Consider the following 15417-nt stretch of genomic DNA (forward strand, 5'->3'; position numbering starts at 1 on the left):
GGGCAACTCCGCGCTATTTTCCCAGATGCTTGCGGACAGCAACGGCTGTGGGGCCGACCGCCGCCACAGCGGCACGAAGTTCCTCGGCGGACACGCCCAGCGCCGTGGTCCAGTACTGCAGCTCGTAATCTTCGTTGACGTTGATGCGATCCCGGTCCGGGCGGCCGGTGTTCTTCTTGTCGTCGCTCATGGGAGTCTCCACGCGTGATCGGGCGTGAAGTGACCGTACCGGCCCGCTCATGGGCACCAGGCGATGTCACCGTGAAGCCATGGCGAAGGCCTGCCGGCATCGGGACTGCGGCAGGCAGGCGACAGACGCCACCTCGTGAAGACAACGCGCAAGGTTCGCGTTGGCGTTCACATGCCGCCTTCACCTGGCCCCCGCCTGATCGCAACCGGGCGGGACCTACTCTGAGTGCTCCATTCACAGCGGAGCCCAGTATGGCTATCAAGACGGCGGAAGACCTGTTCATCCACGAACTCTCGGACATCTACAGCGCCGAGAAGCAGCTGACCAAGGCCCTCCCGCGCCTGGCCCGTGCGGCCGAGAACCCGGACCTGGCCACGGCGTTTGAAACGCACCTGGAAGAAACCCAGGGCCAGATCGAGCGCATCGACCAGGTTGTGGAGATCCTGGGCATTCGCCTGAAGCGCATCAAGTGCGCGGCGATGGAGGGCCTGGTGGAGGAAGGCAAGGAAGTGATCGACAGCATCGACAAGGGCCCTGTGCGCGATGCCGCCCTGATCGGTGGCGCACAGAAGGTCGAGCATTACGAGATTGCGTCCTACGGCACCATCGCCGCGCTGGCCAAGCAACTGGGCTACAAGGACGCCCTGCCGTTGCTGCTCGAGACGCTTGAGGAAGAGAAAGCCACCGACGAAAAGCTCACCCTGCTGGCCAAGGGCGGCGGCAACGCCAAGGCAGCGCAGGCCGCCTGATCGACGCGCCCCGGAACCCGGCTGCCACGGACGGCAGCCTCAGGGCCCGTACAGCACTTGATCATTGGGGCAGAAGAACGTGTGTCGCCGCGTGGTCCCCATGTAGAGCTTGCTGATCGGGCCACCGCACACGGGACAGACCTTCTTCGTGTGCACCTGCCAATGCTTCTTCAGCTCAAGGCAGCGCTTCCATTCCAGGAAATCGAAGCTGTAGGCGCGGGCCTGCTCGATCAGCGCGGTAAGCCTGCGTGGCGGCAGGTCGCCCAATCGGGTGGCGGGATGCACGCCTATCCGGAACAGCACCTCGTTCTTGATGATGTTGCCGACGCCGGCGAAGACCGTCTGGTCCAGAAGCGCATCGCAGACAAGGACGTCCGGCATGGTTTTCAGCTTGCGCCTGGCCAGCTTCGGATCCCAGGCATCGTTCATCACGTCCGCCCGCCAATCGTAGATGTCGTCCAGAGGCTGATCGATCAGGCGCACGGAACACGCATAGAAGTTCAGCTCACCGTTGTCGAACACCAGCGATACCCGCGCCGGGGCTGGCTTCCGCTCGTCGATGCGCCAGCTGCCGAACATCATCAGATGGATGCGCAGCGTGTGATGGCTGAATTCCAGCAGGAAGTGCTTGCCCCAACTGCGGACCGCCTTGACCCTTCGGCCCTGCAGCGGCGACAGGTCGATGCGGCTGTTCCCGGAGACGGTGCGGACCACGTGCCCCTTGAAATGGCTCGTTGCTTCGCGCAGCAGGACGATCGAAGGGCCTTCAGGCATGTTCGTTCTCCTGCAGCAGCGCCTGCAGGTGCAGGGCATTGCCGGTGGCGTGACCCAGCGCGGTATTGTCCAGTACGAACCAGGCGGGTCGTTGCGCGTCGGCCTCGGCCAGCAGCTGCCGCGCAAGGTGGGCAAGGGTCGGCTCGTCGTAGGCACTGCGATAGATCTGCGGCTGGCCGTGCCAGCGCCAGTAGCTCCACGTGCGATCACCGCCGGGAATCGCTGCCGCCGGCACACGTGCTGGATCTGCGGCAACCCGTGCAACGCCATGCGCGCTCAGCAGCGCATCCACGTCCGCCGTAAACCAACTCGGATGGCGCGGCTCGCACGCTACTTCGGCCTGCGTGCGCGCGCGCAGGCCCCGCAGGAAGGCTTCGGCCGTGACCGTGTCGTACACCAGGCTGGGCGGCAACTGCAGCAGCAACGGACCGAGCTTTCCACCCAGTTCCAGCACGCCTTCAAAGAACCGCTCGAGCGGTTGCATTGCATCACGCAGCCGATGCTCATGGCTGATCTCGCGCGGGAGTTTCACCGCGAACCGGAAGCCCTCCGGCACGCTCGCCGCCCATCGCGCATAGGTCTTGGCCTGGTGCGGTCGATAGAAGGATGAGTTGATCTCCACCATCGGCAGGCGTGTGACGTAGCGCTGCAGAGCGCTGTCGCCCGCGCCGAACGCCTCCTGATCCGACCGCGACAGCGACCACCCCGCACAGCCGACGCGTAGCAGCTCAGGCACCACCGGGGCGGCTGACGACATCATCGTGCCAGCTGCCCGTCTGGTTCCATGATGCCGCCCGCGCCTGCTTCCGTCTGCGATTGCGAAACCGACAGTAGTCGATCCAGGGCGCTGGTGCCCGATTCCAGCGCCGACGCGCTGCGCACGAAGCCGGTCCAGTCGGATATGGCGATCTTCCCCAGCGCGAGCTCATCCACCCGCACGCTGCGCATCCGCCAGTGCGGAAACTGCCGGCGCCCCACCCTGCCCCGGTTCAGTTCGACGATCCCACTGTGGCTGCCGGCCGCGAGAATGCGCGCGTAAGCCGCATTGATCCCGGCCTCCGGGCCCTCCAGATACTGCAGGAAGCGCGAGCCGTCGAACAGCAATGTGCCGGTGACATCGGCGGACTCATTGAACTGCACCGCCTCTGCCACAAGTTCCTGCAGCCGCTGTTCCGTCAGGTTGCGGGAGGCTTCACTTACATAGGCAATCGCTCTGAAGGGCATGGCACCACCGGTTGTTGCAGACCGCTCTACCTTAGCCACACCGATCGTACGCGCGGTGAGACCGGTGTGGAGGCTGCGTCGAACTGTGGCGTGTACCTTCCGCATCGCGTTGACGCGCGGTTGGGCCGCTGAACGTGTGCCTGCCACTGTGCGCACGCACGAATGTTCGTGGAGGCCGGATGAGGAATCAGCGCCTTCGGGATGACGCGACGTTGGCAGTCGTGCCACCGCCGTCTAGCGCCGGATCTGGAAGATGGTCGCTGCCGCCAATGCGGCGGCTGAACCCAAGGAGACTTTCCATGGCCAACCAGAACCAGAACCAGGGCACCAGCAACCGCGGTTTCGCTTCGATGGACGAGGACAAGCAGCGCGAGATCGCCGCCAAGGGTGGACGTGCCGCGCACGAGTCAGGCAACGCCCATGAATTCAGCTCGGAAGAAGCACGCGAAGCCGGCCGCAAGGGTGGCGAAGCGGTGAGCCAGGACCGCCAGCACATGGCTGACATCGGCCGCGAAGGCGGCCAGAACAGCCGTGGCGGTGGTAACCAGGGAGGCGGGCAGCAACAGCAGCAACGCGGCGGCAACAACCGCGGTGGCCAGCAGCGCTGATCGGCGCTGAAACCCGATGCATCCCTTCGTGGGCGGACGTGATGTCCGCCCACTTTCGTATGCCCCACGCTGCCCAGGGGCGTTGCAACCGGGGCGCCGCACGGGCGCACCGGGTTCTTTCACGGCTCGCGTGGTGGCAGGTCCAGTGCGCCTGCGCCCGGGCCGGCCCCCAGCTCGGCCCCGGTGGTCGGCCGCGCTTCCGGGTCGGAGAGCGTGCGCAGGGTCATGGCCTGTACTGCCGCTTGTTCGCGTGGGTCCAGGTCCACCGTGCCGCCGCCGTCGCCACCATCCACAGCGGCCTGTGCCTCGCGGTCGCTGACCCGCTCCCAGAGCTCGCCGCTGTTCCAGCTGCCCTGCAGGTCGTCGGCGCCGTCGCCCTGCGACATGCCCATGTACAGATCGGTGAATGCAGGGTCCCCCGGCAGCTTGCCCGGCGGGAAGTTGGGCTGGATGCTGTGCAGCGCCTTCTCGAATGACTTCATGTGCGCGATCTCGCGCGTCATCAGGAAGCGCAGCGCATCCTTGATGCCGGGGTCGTCGGTGACGTTGATCAAGCGCTCATACACCAGCTTGGCGCGCGCTTCGGCCGCGATGTTCGAGCGCAGGTCGGCGGTGGGGTCGCCGATCGAGTCGATGTAGGCGGCTGTCCACGGCACCCCGCTGGAATTGACCAGCGCGGGGCCGCCACCGTACAGGATCTGTTCGGTGTGGCTGGTGCTGTTCTGGCCCAGCAGGCGCATGTCCTCGGCCTCGGCAAGCCCTTCGGACTGGATCGCCTTGGGCCCGCGGTTGAGCATGGCGATGATGGTGCCGATGATCTCCAGATGGCTGATCTCCTCGGTGGCGATGTCCATCAACAGGTCCTTGCGCCCGGGGTCGCATTCGCCAAGTCCCTGGGTGAAGTAGCGCATCGCCGCGGCCAACTCGCCCTGTGGGCCGCCGAACTGTTCAAGCATGAGACTGGCGAGCTGCGGGTTGGATTCGCGCACGCGTACGGTGTACATCAGCTTCTTGTGATGAAAGAACATGAGGGTTTCTCCGGTGGCTGGCGTGGGCTGGCTTCGGGGTCAACGCTTGGCCTGGGCGCCAGGCGTTTCGTCACGGTTGAGGAACGCTCCGACCAGTCCGTCCTGGTGGTCCTCCAGCCAACGCGCCATGGCAACCTCTTCCTGCAGGATCTGGCCACACACGGCCGCAATGTCGGGCGCGCCGGCGCGCTCGGCAGCGATCACCAGCGCTCGGTACGTGGCGATCTCGGTATTCTCGAAGCCGAACGAGAGGCCTACGCTCTTGACCACCTCGTCCTCCATCAGACTGGTGCCCGCCGCGTGGAGGGCGGCAGTCATGCTCGCGAACAGCCCCTTTGCGGTCGGCACGCTTCCCCCAAGCGCCTCAATGCACTCGCGCAGGGAAGCTGCCTGCCCCTGCGTCTCCTGGACGTGCTGGCTGACGCGTGCGGCAAGCTGGGGATAGTTCTCGATCCGCGAAGCCATGGCCTTCATCATGGTCTCCGCTTCCTGTTCCATGGCGTAGGCGTCCTGCAGCCACTTCAGCAGGCGCTCGCTTCGGGCGGTGTTCTGGTCTGCCATCTCGATCTCCGGTGCGGGGCAACATGCCTCCGGAGACCATGGTGGAGCGCTGGCAATCACCGCCTTGTCGGCCGCTGTGATCCGCCGAAGCTCGGCGCTGCACGCAGCGCTGATGCGGCGATAACAACATCCGCGTCCCCTTGCTGGACCCGGGCGCTCTCAGTTCGCCAAGGCGCTGGATACGCCTACGTTGACTGCAGGGCGCTGGCGCCTGGCGTTGGAGGCGCCAGCGCCCTCTGCCGCCATCACGGCCTGCATGACCCGATGTTCAGCACGATGCGCGCCGCCGTCCACGCCCACGACATAGACAAAGCGCCCATCAAACTTGGCCTGTGCACCGTCCAGGGCGTCGTCGGCCAGCAGCGCTCGCTTCAGCGACTTCATCCATGTCCGATCAGGCGTACGGTCCAGTTCCACGACAATGGCGGCGCCGCCACAATCGAGCGGCATGCACTCGATACGCAGCACGCCAGGAGAGGCCGCTTCGGTTCCGGATTGAGGCATGACAGAAACTCCGATAAGGGGTCGGCGGCAGTATCCACAGTGCATGCCAAGAAGCCGTCAACGAAATCCATAACGCCTTCCACGCCTCCTCCACGAGGTTGGCCACGCGCGCAGAGCTTCGCGCCGGACTGACAATGCACACGCAGGATCTTGATGCAGCACAGCAGAAACTGGTGTTCCCAGGACAACACAGGCATGCACGCATGCAATCCGCAACCGGCCAGCGCAGATGCAACCTGCTGCTGGTGGAAGACCAACTCGACCTGGCCGCACTCATGGAGCACGCCCTTGAGGACGTCGGCGATCAGGTGACGCATGCCTACAGCGTGTTCGACGCTCTCGGGCTGCTGGACACCCAGCGGTTCGACGGCGCCGTGCTCGATGTCGAACTTCGCGACGGTGTGGTCTTTCCCGTCGCTGATCGCCTGGCAGAACTCGGCATCCCCTACCTGTTTGTCTCTGCGGTCTACGACCAGCTGGTGCCGCAGCGCCACCGGCGCGCAGCCTTCGTGGCCAAACCGTTCCATGTGAGTCAATTGCAGGACACGGTCCGGCGCGTGCTGGGCGATACCTGCGCGCAGCCGCCCGCGCATTGACTCCATACAACCGTCACCCCAGGTACGGGGCCACCACCAGGCTCAGCTGGCGCAGCGCGCCACCACGGGAGAGGCCATCCCAGTTGCTGCGCGCCACGCTGCGGATCTCGTAGTAGGCAGGGATGAGGGCCTTCGTGGCCTGCCCTGTCCCAACGCTTTCCTAAACTGCACGCTCCCATAACACGGGACCCTTGCGTGACGGAGTCGCTGACCCTCAGGTGATCAGGGCGGGTGCTTCCGCGCCAGAGCGCTCGCCACCCAGCGCCGCCAGATAAGCGGAGAATCCACCTGTAGCGCGCCCCTGCAGACGCGCACTGGTCATCACCACGGGAGCGCTGGCCCATCGCACCTCCGCACCGCGGCGTTGCAGCGCTCTGACAAGCGCCACGTCTTCACTACAGTGCAGGGGAGCAAAGCCGCCAACGGCCCGATAGGAACAGGCAGAGACGCCGAGGTTGGCACCGTGGATGCGCCCATGATGGTCGCCCCACTGCTGCCTTGCCTGGAATGCCCTGCGCAGGCGCCGTTCACTCTGGCAGGTCGTCGCTATGTCCACCAGTCCGCAGAAAGTGTCACAACTGCTCTGAACCTGTGCGGCCAGCCACTCGGGAGGCACCTCACTGTCAGCGTCCGTGCTTGCCAGCCACCTGGCGCCCCGCCCCAGCAGTTCAGCAGCGGCTGCGGCCCGGGCGACACCGACGCAGCGTGCATCCAGCTGTACGCTCCCGACCCGGTATCGGTGGCAGATGGTGCCCGTTGCATCCGTACAAGCGTCCAGCGCGACCATTACCTCCACTGCTTCGCCGCCGAGGCCTGGGTGCAGGGCCGCCACCCGGATGGATTGCAGGCACCGCGCGATACTGTCCGCCTCATTGTGGGCGGGTATCAGGACGCCTATCACCGCAAGCCCTCGTTCCGGGCCAATGACAAGGGGCCCCGTGTCCATCCCTCAAGCACGAAGTCCGCATCGCGGTAGTGGAAGGCTTCCTGCAGGCCTTCCCCCAGGCATCGATGCACCACCTCGGTCCGGCTCGCGCGTCCCGGGAACGAGGGCAACCAATGGCAGGCGACCAGCAGGCCGTCATCGCGAAGTGCTTCATCGATGCCACCGCGCAGTTCGCGCAGTGCGCCTGCCCCCAGGTAGTAGCCCATTTCGCCGCAGACGATCAGGTCGAAGCGTCCTGGCGGCCATTGCTCGGGATGGCTGGCGCAATGGACCTGCACGTGCGGCAGATGGGCCAGGTTGCGGCGCGCCTGGAACGCCGCACGTGGACTGATGTCGGTTGCAAGCAGGCGTTCGCAACGTGCCGCCAGCGCCTCGGTCAGTACGCCGTTGGAACACCCCAGTTCCCAGCCGCGAGCGAACTGGCGCTGGCTGAGGCTTGCCAGCAGCAGCGCACGCTTGCGCTCTTCATACCACCGGCTGCGGTAGCCGAACGGGTCCTCCTGCTCATGCAGGTCATCAAAGTACGGTTGGGCGCTCATGCCAGAAACACCTCGTAGTTTCGGAAGAATCGGGCGAGTACATGTGCGGGCAGCACCGGCGGGCTGTTCAGGCCCGCCACGTCACCCGTCTGCGTCCGGAAATGCGCGATCGCGTTTCGTTTTGCGGACGCCACCGCTGAAATGTCGATCAGCTTCGGAACCTCCCACGCCATATGTGCGCAGGCAGGGTCAAGCCAGTGCCAGCCCCACACCGGGTACTCCAGCCGGTGGCAACCGGCCGCCCGCGCGGCGCGGCAGGCAGCGCGCCCTGCGGCTTCGTGATCGGGGTGGCCATCAAACCGCCATGGCGCCAGGACCAGATCGCGCGGTTGCAGATACTGCTGCAGCCAGCCTTCCAGCCCCTGCTCGTGCGCGCTGACCGCGCCGTCGGCGATACCCAGGTGGAAGATGGAGCCGACCGGAATACCGAGTTCGCCCAATGCCGCGGCAAGCTCCGCTCGGCGCGTTGATCGCAGGCGTTCGGGCGTCCACCACGGCTCGCCCGGATAGCATGCTTCACCGTCGGTCACCGCAACGACACTGACGTCGATACCCTGCCCCACAGCGTGATGCAGCAGCCCGCCACAGCCGAGTATTTCGTCATCCGGATGCGGCGCGACCACCACCATGCGGTCATGCCCGCTGCAGAGTGCGGTTGCCGGTATGGTCGGTTGCTGCCAGAGCCAATCGCAGTGCAGCCAGGCTTTCTCCTGGGTTCCTTCCCCTTGCAGGGGTGTCCTGGCTACAGCGCCCATGTCGCCTCCTGTGTGGCACGCTGCTCGCCCAGCCATTCCCAATCGCGATCGGCGTGGCTCTGGCGAAGGAACACGGTCAGGTCCGCGCAGCGCCGGGCATGGGAGGCCTCCAGGCACATCGGGCCCGGGCCCAGCGCGCGACCCGCCAGGTCCAGCACACGCGTTGCCGCACGCTCGACCACACAGCGCAGGCGCACCACATCTTCGCGATGGGCCAGTTCGGGCGCGGCGTCGATGCGCGCCGCCAGTTCGCGAAGCAGCGCGGCAGCCGGGCCCAGGGCGAGGTCCACTTCACCCAGCAGCCGCGCGCGATTCCCCTCGGTGCAGGCCGGTCGCATGCGCTCGGCCAATGCGGCCGCTGCGCCAAACCAGACCGCCGCGATGCCTGCCCCGCCATGCCAGAAGCCCGGGCGCTGAAGGTAGTCATCGCGCGTCCCCAGGATCACCATCGGTGCGCCGTCAAAGCGCACCGTGGTGGACGGGATTGCGGCCATGCCCACGGCGGGCCATGGCTCGCCTGCAAGTGTGTGCCAGTGTTCCGCCGCCACCTGGCATAGCCACACGCCCTGCGCGTTGCGAACCGTTACCAGTGCCGAATCCACCCATGCGCTGCCGGAACACCAGGGTTTGTCACCGTACAGTCCACCGCCGGCATCGATGCGAACGGTGTTGGCCGGACCCTCTGCAGCCCACACCGCCAGCAACGTGTCTTCAGCATGGATGGGCACCCTCAACTCGGCAGCAATCGCTTGGGCGTCATAGTGGGCCTCCAGTACCTTGGCCAGGCAGAGATCCTCTGCCCCCCAGGCTGCCAGCGCCTGCCAACGCTGCAGCGTCTGGCCGCCCCCGGGCAAAGGCAATGCCGGTTGCTGTACCAGCACCTGGCGTGCGCGATTGAACAGCGAAGAGGATGACGTCACATCCTGCATGGGTGGCAGACCTGCAATGGAGATACGCCATGAACGTAGGCGGCAGGCAGTCACATGCCTGTCTTGACGGCGTGGCGGGCACATGAATGCCCGGTACCGTGATCCTCACGGACCCGTCTGCGTGCGTTGCTCTCGTGCACGCACGCACTGCCGCAGTTCCCACAGCCATGGCAGCACCACCAGGCCCAGTGCCGGCAACAGGGTGAACCACCAGACGTCTGGTGCGGCAGATTTCACTTCGAGCGACCACCGGGGGTGCACCTGCCAGCCGACCCAGCCCAGCAGGACCCACGGCGCGGCATCCAACACGCTGTGCACATGTTGTTCCGCCGGGCTGATGCGTCGACGGCCGTCCGCGCTGACGGTATCGAAGTATCCGGCGACCGCGTGTGCGATGACCAGAAGTGCCAGAAACGTGAGGAGCGACAACGTGTTTTCCAGCAGCAGCCACGCCAGCACGCCGCTGCCGATCAGAAGCAGCTGCACCCCATGCAACAGGCTTTCGCGCATCGCGGAGGTGTGTGGAAGGTCGGTCCGGCGGTGAAAATGGAAGTCCAGCGAACCGGCAACCAACCACAGTGCGTACACACAGCCCACGACAATCGCACTCATGGCGCCACGCTCACGGTGTCAGAACGATCTTGCGGCAGTCGTCATCCTTGGCATCAAACATCGCATAGCCCTGCGCTGCATCGGCCAGGCGCATCCGGTGCGAGATGATGTCACCCGGGTCCAGCTTTCCTTCCATGATGGCGTCCAGCAGCTCGGGCATCAGCCCCTGGACATGGGTCTGCCCCATCTTGAACGTCAAGCCCTTGTCGAACGCGTCGCCCAGGAGGAAACCGTGGATGAAGCCGGCATAGACACCGGGGATGCTGACCACGCCGCCGCGGCGGGCCGCTGCGATGCACTGCCGGATCGCCACCCCGCTGCTGCCTTCCAGTTTCACGGCGGTCAGCGCTGACTCCAGCGCACTGCCTTCGGCCTCGAAGCCTACGGCCTCGATGCAGGCGTCTGCGCCGCGCCCGCTGGTCTGGGTCAGGATGTAATCGGCCGGGTCCTCGATCTCTCTGAAGTCGATGGGGGTCACCCCGTAGGCGCGACGCGCGTAGTCAAGGCGGTAGCGAAGATGGTCCACCATGAAGATGGTCTCGGCCCCCAGCAGCCGGCAGCAGGCTGCGCTCATCAGCCCCACCGGCCCGGCACCGAAGATGGCCACCGTCGAGCCTGCCTTGACCCCTGCGTTCAACGCAGCCTGGTAGCCGGTGGGGAGAATGTCAGACAGGAACAGCACCTGCTCATCAGCAATGCCTTCCGGAATGCGCAAGGGACCCACATTCGCCTTCGGTACACGCACGAATTCGGCCTGCCCACCGGCCACGCCGCCATACAGATGGCTGTAGCCGAACAAGGCGGCCGGAGGCAGTATGCCCTTCTGATTCAGTGCGGCGCCCTTGCCCGGATTTGTGGTCTCGCAGGCGGCATACTCGGCCAGCCGGCAGTGGAAGCACTCGCCACAGGCAATCACAAACGGGATCACCACGCGATCACCGGGTTTCACCTGGGTCACGCCGCTGCCGACCTCTTCCACCACGCCCATGAATTCGTGGCCCAGCACATCGCCATCGTGCAGGTCAGGAATCTTGCCCCGGTACAGGTGCAGGTCCGAACCACAGATGGCGGTGGCGGTCACCCTCAGGATCAGATCATCCTCGGCCGCCAGTACCGGGTCCGGCACGGTCTCGACGCGCACATCCTTGCGGCCGTGATAGGTCAATGCCTGCATCGCGGTGCTCCAGAAAGATCGGAACACCAGCATCGCAGGGCGCTCCTCCTACTGCGGTGACATCCGGGTGTGCGCAGCGTTCATTCCGCGGCGTCGTGGCGTTAACCCGGACCGGTGCAGGCTTCAGGTTCTCGCCGCAGGAGCTGCCCATGAACGACAAGCTGCCTTTCAATCCAACCACAGACGTGGACGATCAGTCGAAGGCCCATACGCCGGACAAACGTCGCAACGACCAGGCCAGGTGGAAGGACCACGACATGCCCGACGATGGGGACGGCCCCAAGGCGGTACCTGAAGACTACGAGCGGCCGGATCCTGACCCGACAGGCAAGCGTTGAGCCCGCCTCACATTCCGGATGCGCAGCAATCACGAGGCAAGGCCCTTTGCCCACGCAAGCTTCATGGACGGTCTTTGGAGCAGCCTGAACGAGGTGTTGCATGTGGAAACGCAACGGTCTCTCGCTGGTGCTGCTTGCGCTCACGTTGGTGTACATTGTGGGGCAGGCAGTTGCAGGGCATCACGTGCACAACCAGGAACTGGTCGAGCGCGGACGCATGCCGATCGATTTCTGGCACTACCTGGCTACCGGGCACTTCGTCAGCGCTACGTTCGAGAATTGGGAGAGCGAATTCCTGCAGATGGGGATGTACGTTCTGCTGACGGTCAGCCTGCGCCAGCGCGGTTCGGCCGAATCGCGGCCGCTGGACCCTGCGCAGGAACAGAATCGCATCGAACCCGGCCGCACGCCCTGGCCGGTCAGGCGCGGTGGCCTGTGGAAGGTTCTTTACGGTCATTCGCTGGCGATTGCGTTCGGGCTGTTGTTCCTGTTCAGCTTTACGCTGCATGCATTGGGAAGCTGGCGCGCCGAGGAGGCCGAACAGCAGTTGAAGGGATTGCCGCCGCCAGGCTTTGTGGAGCACCTCGCCAGCAGCACATTCTGGTTCGAATCCATGCAGAACTGGCAAAGCGAATTCCTGGCCGTGCTGTCTCTGGTGGTTCTGACGATCTTCCTGCGCCAGAAGGATTCACCGCAGTCCAAGCCGGTCGAGGCCCCGCACGCACAGACAGGTGATTGAGCCATGGGACATGATCCATCGACGGCCTTGCTGATCATCGACATGTTCAGCCGTTTCGACTTCCCCGGGGCGCAGGATCTTGCGCCCGCTGCGGAGCGGGCGGCCCGGCAGATCCGGCGTTTGAGAGACCACTTCGATGACCGCAGGTGGCCGGTCATCTATGCCAATGACAATTTCTCCGACTGAAAGCGTGACTTCCGCCAACAGGTCGCACAGTGCAAGCGGGACGGGGGGGCAGCCGGGCGGATAGCCGAGCTGCTCTCTCCCCTGCCCGATCACTACTTTGTGCTCAAGCCCAAGCACTCGGCGTTCCTCGCCACCCCGCTGCCGGTCCCGCTGGCCAAGCTGAGCGTGCGCCGACTTTGGCTCAGCGGGATGACAGCCGATTCGTGCGTGCTGGCAACCGCGTTGGACGCCAACGCCAGGGAGTTCGACGTCGTGTTGGCACGGGAGGCCGTGGCGGGGAGGCCGTCGCAGAAACAGCGGGCAATGGCGCTGCTCGCCGACTCGGGAGCAGCCCGAGTGGCACGAATTGCTTCTCTTGTGCCGGCATGACCAGCGGGATGGAGCTGCATCCCGCTCAAGCCCGGTCTGCGACACCCTTTACACCAGCATGACTGGCGCAATGTGCGCAGCAGAAGATCTGGCCGTTTCCCTCGACACCGTGTCCGATGATGGCGCAATCGCAGTGGGTGCAGCGCGGGGCGAACGCATGGATCGCGCATTCGAACGAATCGAACGTGCCGCTACGCCCGCCCTGCTGCACGGTGAAGCTCTTGTCGTAGTCGTTGCCGCACACATCACAGGTAGCCATCGGGCACCTCCTGCTCTGGAATGAACCTGCAGTGTGGCCAGTACGGATGTCGGTGGCCGTGAATGCAACGTGTCGTGCGGGTGTAGGGCGTTCGCACCGTCGCCAAGCAAGCGCGGCCTGCTTCATTCGTCTTTGCCGGGCTCGGCACTGCTACCACGTGATGCGCCGCGACCACAAGGAAACGCCGCCCGCAGCCCTTCGACAACCAGAGGAGACGCATCCTGCTGCAATCGCTCGCGGGGCAGTTGCCGGAGATGGGAAGAAACACGATCCACCAGCTCATGTGGAAGGATCTGGCCCTGCCCACACCACTGCCCGTGGCTGGCATCGGCAACGCCCTGGATATAGGCGCTGGCGCGAGCGCTGGACAGGCTCCGGCACTGCTCGCCGTCGCAGAACCCATCAGCGCCTTTGCCCTGCAGCAGGGTGATGAGTTCGGCTCCACTGACAAGCCAGGTGCGTGCCGGTTGCGTTGTTCCGGCGAAGGCGTATCCAGCCAGGGCGCAGAGGCCAAATGCGAAGAGCCGACGCATGCGGCGGCGCACGTGGGGGGGGTGATGTCCTTTCATGTCGGGGCCCTTGGTGGTCGTCTCTGTGGGTTCCACGCGGCGTTGGTCAAAGTCGATCGAGCTGGTTGCGCGGATGAAACTCCGGGTCGTCCTGGGCTTCCAGCATGGCCTCCACCAATGTCTCGAAGGGCGCGGTCGCGGTATCCAGGTCCGTGGAAGGCAGGAAGCTGGAGTCCCCCTGGCCGACCAGCGCAATCGCGGCAACGGTCTCCCGCTCACCTTCCTCGGCCCATAGGTAGTCGTGGATCAGTACCACGCCCCGGTCGCCCGCCTTCAGGAAGTCGGCGGCGCCTCGTGCCACAGCGAGAAACGCGATGAGATCGTAGAGGCTTTCCGAATATGTCAGCGATCCTGCAACAAAATGCGTGCTGCTGTGGTCATAGGCGGCAACCCGGATATTTTCAGCCTGTGCAGATGCCAGGAAGGCGTTCAATGCGGCGCGATTGTCGGGGTAGCGAGCCAGCAGCGCCTGGCAGTCCGCGAGCAGGTGATCCAACGCCTCGTCGCTTGAAGAGGCCAGGTATTCGCCGTTGCCCAGGTGCCACTGGCCGGCGATGCATCGCCAGTCGGACCATCGGGATGCTGCGGGCATGGGCGCCGCCAGCCATCTGGAGAGATCTTCGTGGCACAACTGCAGGCGGAGCAGCGCTGAATAAGGCTCTGACAAGGCGAGCATCCATCGTGTCTGCGTGTACAGATGGCTTGTAACAGACAACGGCTGGCCCGCCAACACCCGGACGGCGCTCTCAGGGTCGCCGCAATCGGGCGTCCAACTATCGCGCAGCCGTCGACCCTCTGACCACGCACCGGCCCGTCATCACAAGTCGGCGCACCGGCAGCTCCGGCGTGCGCAGGCGTTCAAGCAGCATCGACATCGCGGCCCGCCCCATCTCCTCAACCGGTTGCTCAAGCACGGTGATGCCCGGCACGACCAGCTCGGTCCAGCGTTCGTTGTCGAAGCCGGCCAGTGCCAACGCGTCTGGAATCGCCAGCCCTGCGCCGCGGGCGGCTTTCAATGCCCCCATCAACAGCAGGCTGTTGCTGGTGACCAGTGCTTCGGGGCGCGATGGCGCGGCCAGCCACTGCTCGACTGTCGCGATGGCGGCTTCGGCCGTGGGTTCAACCTCCCGGTAGTCCGGCTCCAACCCATGCGTGCGCATCGCAGCAAGATAGCCGTCGCGTCGCTCGGCCGCAGTGGTGCTGGTGCTGCCGAACAATCCGCCGATACGGCGATAGCCGCGCTCGACCAGGTGTTCGACCAGCCCCGCCATCGCCGCTGTGTTGTCGAGGACGACGCTGTCGATCGAGCCACCGGGTGCGGCACGATCGACCAGCACCGTCGGATAGTCCAGCGTGAGCCGCTCAAGTCGACCCACCGTGGTCCGGGTCGGCGCGAAGATCAGGCCGCTGATGCGCTCTTCGTGCATCAATTGCAGATACAGCGCCTCCCGCTCCGGGTCCTCATCGGTGTTGCAGAGGGTCACGCGCAATCCTTCGCGATAGGCCACCTCCTCCACCGCGCGGATCAGCGCAGTGAAGAACGGGTTGCGGATATCTGCCACGATCAAGCCGATGATGCCGGTGTGCCGGGAGCGCAGCCGTCTTGCCTGCAGGTTGGGTCGATAGCCGGTCTGGCGGATCGCCAGCTCGACCCTGCGGCGCACGTCCTCGCTGACCGGACCGCCCCCGAGCACCCGTGACACCGTGGATTTGGAGACCCCCGCCACGCGTGCGACGTCGTTGATGCTGATGCTCATTGGAAACGTTC

24 protein-coding genes are annotated in these 15417 nt (G+C 65.3%); 7 read left to right on the forward strand and 17 right to left on the reverse strand.

Going from position 1 to position 15417, the window contains the following annotated elements:
• Positions 1 to 13: 13 nt before the first annotated feature.
• Complete coding sequence (locus M1L61_RS11705; protein ID WP_019336566.1) at positions 14 to 190, reverse strand: DUF3606 domain-containing protein; 177 nt, start codon at positions 188 to 190, stop codon at positions 14 to 16.
• Between the two features lie 251 nt (positions 191 to 441).
• On the opposite strand from M1L61_RS11705, the gene M1L61_RS11710 reads away from it, so the two are divergent.
• Complete coding sequence (locus tag M1L61_RS11710; RefSeq protein WP_019659711.1) at positions 442 to 939, forward strand: DUF892 family protein; 498 nt, start codon at positions 442 to 444, stop codon at positions 937 to 939.
• Positions 940 to 978: 39 nt separating this feature from the next.
• Here the strand turns inward: M1L61_RS11710 and M1L61_RS11715 are convergent, their stop codons facing one another.
• From M1L61_RS11715 to M1L61_RS11725, 3 genes are read right to left on the reverse strand one after another with little or no spacing between them, the layout of a single operon-like run.
• Positions 979 to 1713, reverse strand: coding sequence for a DNA-formamidopyrimidine glycosylase family protein (locus tag M1L61_RS11715; protein WP_248854778.1), 735 nt, complete (start codon positions 1711 to 1713; stop codon positions 979 to 981).
• Entirely contained in the window at positions 1706 to 2473 is a 768-nt protein-coding gene (locus M1L61_RS11720) for a DUF72 domain-containing protein (RefSeq protein WP_248853478.1), read from the reverse strand. The genes M1L61_RS11715 and M1L61_RS11720 overlap by 8 nt, the downstream gene beginning before the upstream one ends.
• Positions 2470 to 2937, reverse strand: coding sequence for a BLUF domain-containing protein (locus M1L61_RS11725; RefSeq protein WP_043395806.1), 468 nt, complete (start codon positions 2935 to 2937; stop codon positions 2470 to 2472). The genes M1L61_RS11720 and M1L61_RS11725 overlap by 4 nt, the downstream gene beginning before the upstream one ends.
• A gap of 299 nt (positions 2938 to 3236) precedes the next feature.
• Here M1L61_RS11725 and M1L61_RS11730 point away from each other — a divergent pair, with 299 nt between their 5' ends.
• Positions 3237 to 3545: a KGG domain-containing protein gene (locus tag M1L61_RS11730; RefSeq protein WP_019337684.1), complete on the forward strand. Its 309-nt coding sequence runs from the start codon at positions 3237 to 3239 to the stop codon at positions 3543 to 3545.
• 119 nt (positions 3546 to 3664) lie between these two features.
• On the opposite strand, the gene M1L61_RS11735 is transcribed toward M1L61_RS11730, so the two are convergent.
• From M1L61_RS11735 to M1L61_RS11745, 3 genes are all read right to left on the reverse strand, one after another.
• Complete coding sequence (locus M1L61_RS11735; protein WP_248853479.1) at positions 3665 to 4573, reverse strand: manganese catalase family protein; 909 nt, start codon at positions 4571 to 4573, stop codon at positions 3665 to 3667.
• A 39-nt stretch (positions 4574 to 4612) separates the two neighbouring features.
• Positions 4613 to 5134 (reverse strand): ferritin-like domain-containing protein, encoded by a 522-nt coding sequence (locus M1L61_RS11740; RefSeq protein ID WP_019337686.1) that lies wholly within the window; start codon positions 5132 to 5134, stop codon positions 4613 to 4615.
• Between the two features lie 159 nt (positions 5135 to 5293).
• On the reverse strand, positions 5294 to 5638 hold the full coding sequence (locus tag M1L61_RS11745) for a hypothetical protein (protein ID WP_099560605.1): 345 nt from the start codon (positions 5636 to 5638) through the stop codon (positions 5294 to 5296).
• Between the two features lie 203 nt (positions 5639 to 5841).
• On the opposite strand from M1L61_RS11745, the gene M1L61_RS11750 reads away from it, so the two are divergent.
• Positions 5842 to 6234 (forward strand): response regulator, encoded by a 393-nt coding sequence (locus tag M1L61_RS11750; RefSeq protein WP_019337688.1) that lies wholly within the window; start codon positions 5842 to 5844, stop codon positions 6232 to 6234.
• Positions 6235 to 6448: 214 nt separating this feature from the next.
• Here M1L61_RS11750 and M1L61_RS11755 read toward each other — a convergent pair whose 3' ends face one another.
• The 6 genes from M1L61_RS11755 to M1L61_RS11780 all read right to left on the reverse strand — a co-directional run bounded on the left by M1L61_RS11755 (position 6449) and on the right by M1L61_RS11780 (position 11189).
• Positions 6449 to 7135, reverse strand: a complete 687-nt coding sequence (locus M1L61_RS11755) for a glycosyltransferase (protein WP_248853480.1) — start codon at positions 7133 to 7135, stop codon at positions 6449 to 6451.
• A complete protein-coding gene (locus M1L61_RS11760) occupies positions 7132 to 7719 on the reverse strand; it encodes an SAM-dependent methyltransferase (protein WP_248853481.1) in 588 nt (195 codons plus the stop codon). The genes M1L61_RS11755 and M1L61_RS11760 overlap by 4 nt, the downstream gene beginning before the upstream one ends.
• A complete protein-coding gene (locus tag M1L61_RS11765) occupies positions 7716 to 8474 on the reverse strand; it encodes a PIG-L family deacetylase (RefSeq protein WP_197654009.1) in 759 nt (252 codons plus the stop codon). The genes M1L61_RS11760 and M1L61_RS11765 overlap by 4 nt, the downstream gene beginning before the upstream one ends.
• Positions 8462 to 9403 carry a hypothetical protein gene (locus M1L61_RS11770; RefSeq protein ID WP_053443035.1) on the reverse strand — a complete coding sequence of 314 codons (942 nt, stop codon included), beginning with the start codon at positions 9401 to 9403 and terminating at the stop codon, positions 8462 to 8464. Before M1L61_RS11770 ends, M1L61_RS11765 begins: the two co-directional genes overlap by 13 nt.
• 105 nt (positions 9404 to 9508) lie before the next feature.
• Positions 9509 to 10015, reverse strand: a complete 507-nt coding sequence (locus M1L61_RS11775; RefSeq protein WP_197654008.1) for a hypothetical protein — start codon at positions 10013 to 10015, stop codon at positions 9509 to 9511.
• A 10-nt stretch (positions 10016 to 10025) separates the two neighbouring features.
• The gene (locus M1L61_RS11780; protein WP_029550776.1) at positions 10026 to 11189 is read right to left on the reverse strand and encodes a zinc-dependent alcohol dehydrogenase; all 1164 of its coding nucleotides are present in this window, start codon (positions 11187 to 11189) and stop codon (positions 10026 to 10028) included.
• 149 nt (positions 11190 to 11338) lie between these two features.
• On the opposite strand from M1L61_RS11780, the gene M1L61_RS11785 reads away from it, so the two are divergent.
• The 4 genes from M1L61_RS11785 (at position 11339) to M1L61_RS23175 (ending at position 12821) form a co-directional block, all read left to right on the forward strand.
• A complete protein-coding gene (locus tag M1L61_RS11785) occupies positions 11339 to 11527 on the forward strand; it encodes a hypothetical protein (RefSeq protein WP_019337695.1) in 189 nt (62 codons plus the stop codon).
• Positions 11528 to 11627: 100 nt separating this feature from the next.
• The gene (locus M1L61_RS11790; protein ID WP_248853482.1) at positions 11628 to 12266 is read left to right on the forward strand and encodes a DUF6766 family protein; all 639 of its coding nucleotides are present in this window, start codon (positions 11628 to 11630) and stop codon (positions 12264 to 12266) included.
• A 3-nt stretch (positions 12267 to 12269) separates the two neighbouring features.
• The gene (locus M1L61_RS23170) at positions 12270 to 12452 is read left to right on the forward strand and encodes a hypothetical protein (RefSeq protein ID WP_345779120.1); all 183 of its coding nucleotides are present in this window, start codon (positions 12270 to 12272) and stop codon (positions 12450 to 12452) included.
• Positions 12453 to 12521: 69 nt separating this feature from the next.
• The gene (locus M1L61_RS23175; RefSeq protein WP_345779137.1) at positions 12522 to 12821 is read left to right on the forward strand and encodes an isochorismatase family protein; all 300 of its coding nucleotides are present in this window, start codon (positions 12522 to 12524) and stop codon (positions 12819 to 12821) included.
• Positions 12822 to 12846: 25 nt separating this feature from the next.
• Here M1L61_RS23175 and M1L61_RS11800 read toward each other — a convergent pair whose 3' ends face one another.
• The 4 genes from M1L61_RS11800 to M1L61_RS11815 all read right to left on the reverse strand — a co-directional run bounded on the left by M1L61_RS11800 (position 12847) and on the right by M1L61_RS11815 (position 15406).
• The gene (locus M1L61_RS11800; protein WP_049409748.1) at positions 12847 to 13080 is read right to left on the reverse strand and encodes a hypothetical protein; all 234 of its coding nucleotides are present in this window, start codon (positions 13078 to 13080) and stop codon (positions 12847 to 12849) included.
• Between the two features lie 122 nt (positions 13081 to 13202).
• Positions 13203 to 13613: a Rap1a/Tai family immunity protein gene (locus tag M1L61_RS11805; RefSeq protein WP_248853483.1), complete on the reverse strand. Its 411-nt coding sequence runs from the start codon at positions 13611 to 13613 to the stop codon at positions 13203 to 13205.
• Positions 13614 to 13695: 82 nt separating this feature from the next.
• Positions 13696 to 14325 (reverse strand): hypothetical protein, encoded by a 630-nt coding sequence (locus tag M1L61_RS11810; RefSeq protein WP_248853484.1) that lies wholly within the window; start codon positions 14323 to 14325, stop codon positions 13696 to 13698.
• A gap of 97 nt (positions 14326 to 14422) precedes the next feature.
• Positions 14423 to 15406: a LacI family DNA-binding transcriptional regulator gene (locus M1L61_RS11815; protein ID WP_010485719.1), complete on the reverse strand. Its 984-nt coding sequence runs from the start codon at positions 15404 to 15406 to the stop codon at positions 14423 to 14425.
• Positions 15407 to 15417: the final 11 nt, after the last annotated feature.

Source organism: Stenotrophomonas sp. NY11291 (assembly GCF_023277365.1).
GTDB lineage: Bacteria > Pseudomonadota > Gammaproteobacteria > Xanthomonadales > Xanthomonadaceae > Stenotrophomonas > Stenotrophomonas geniculata.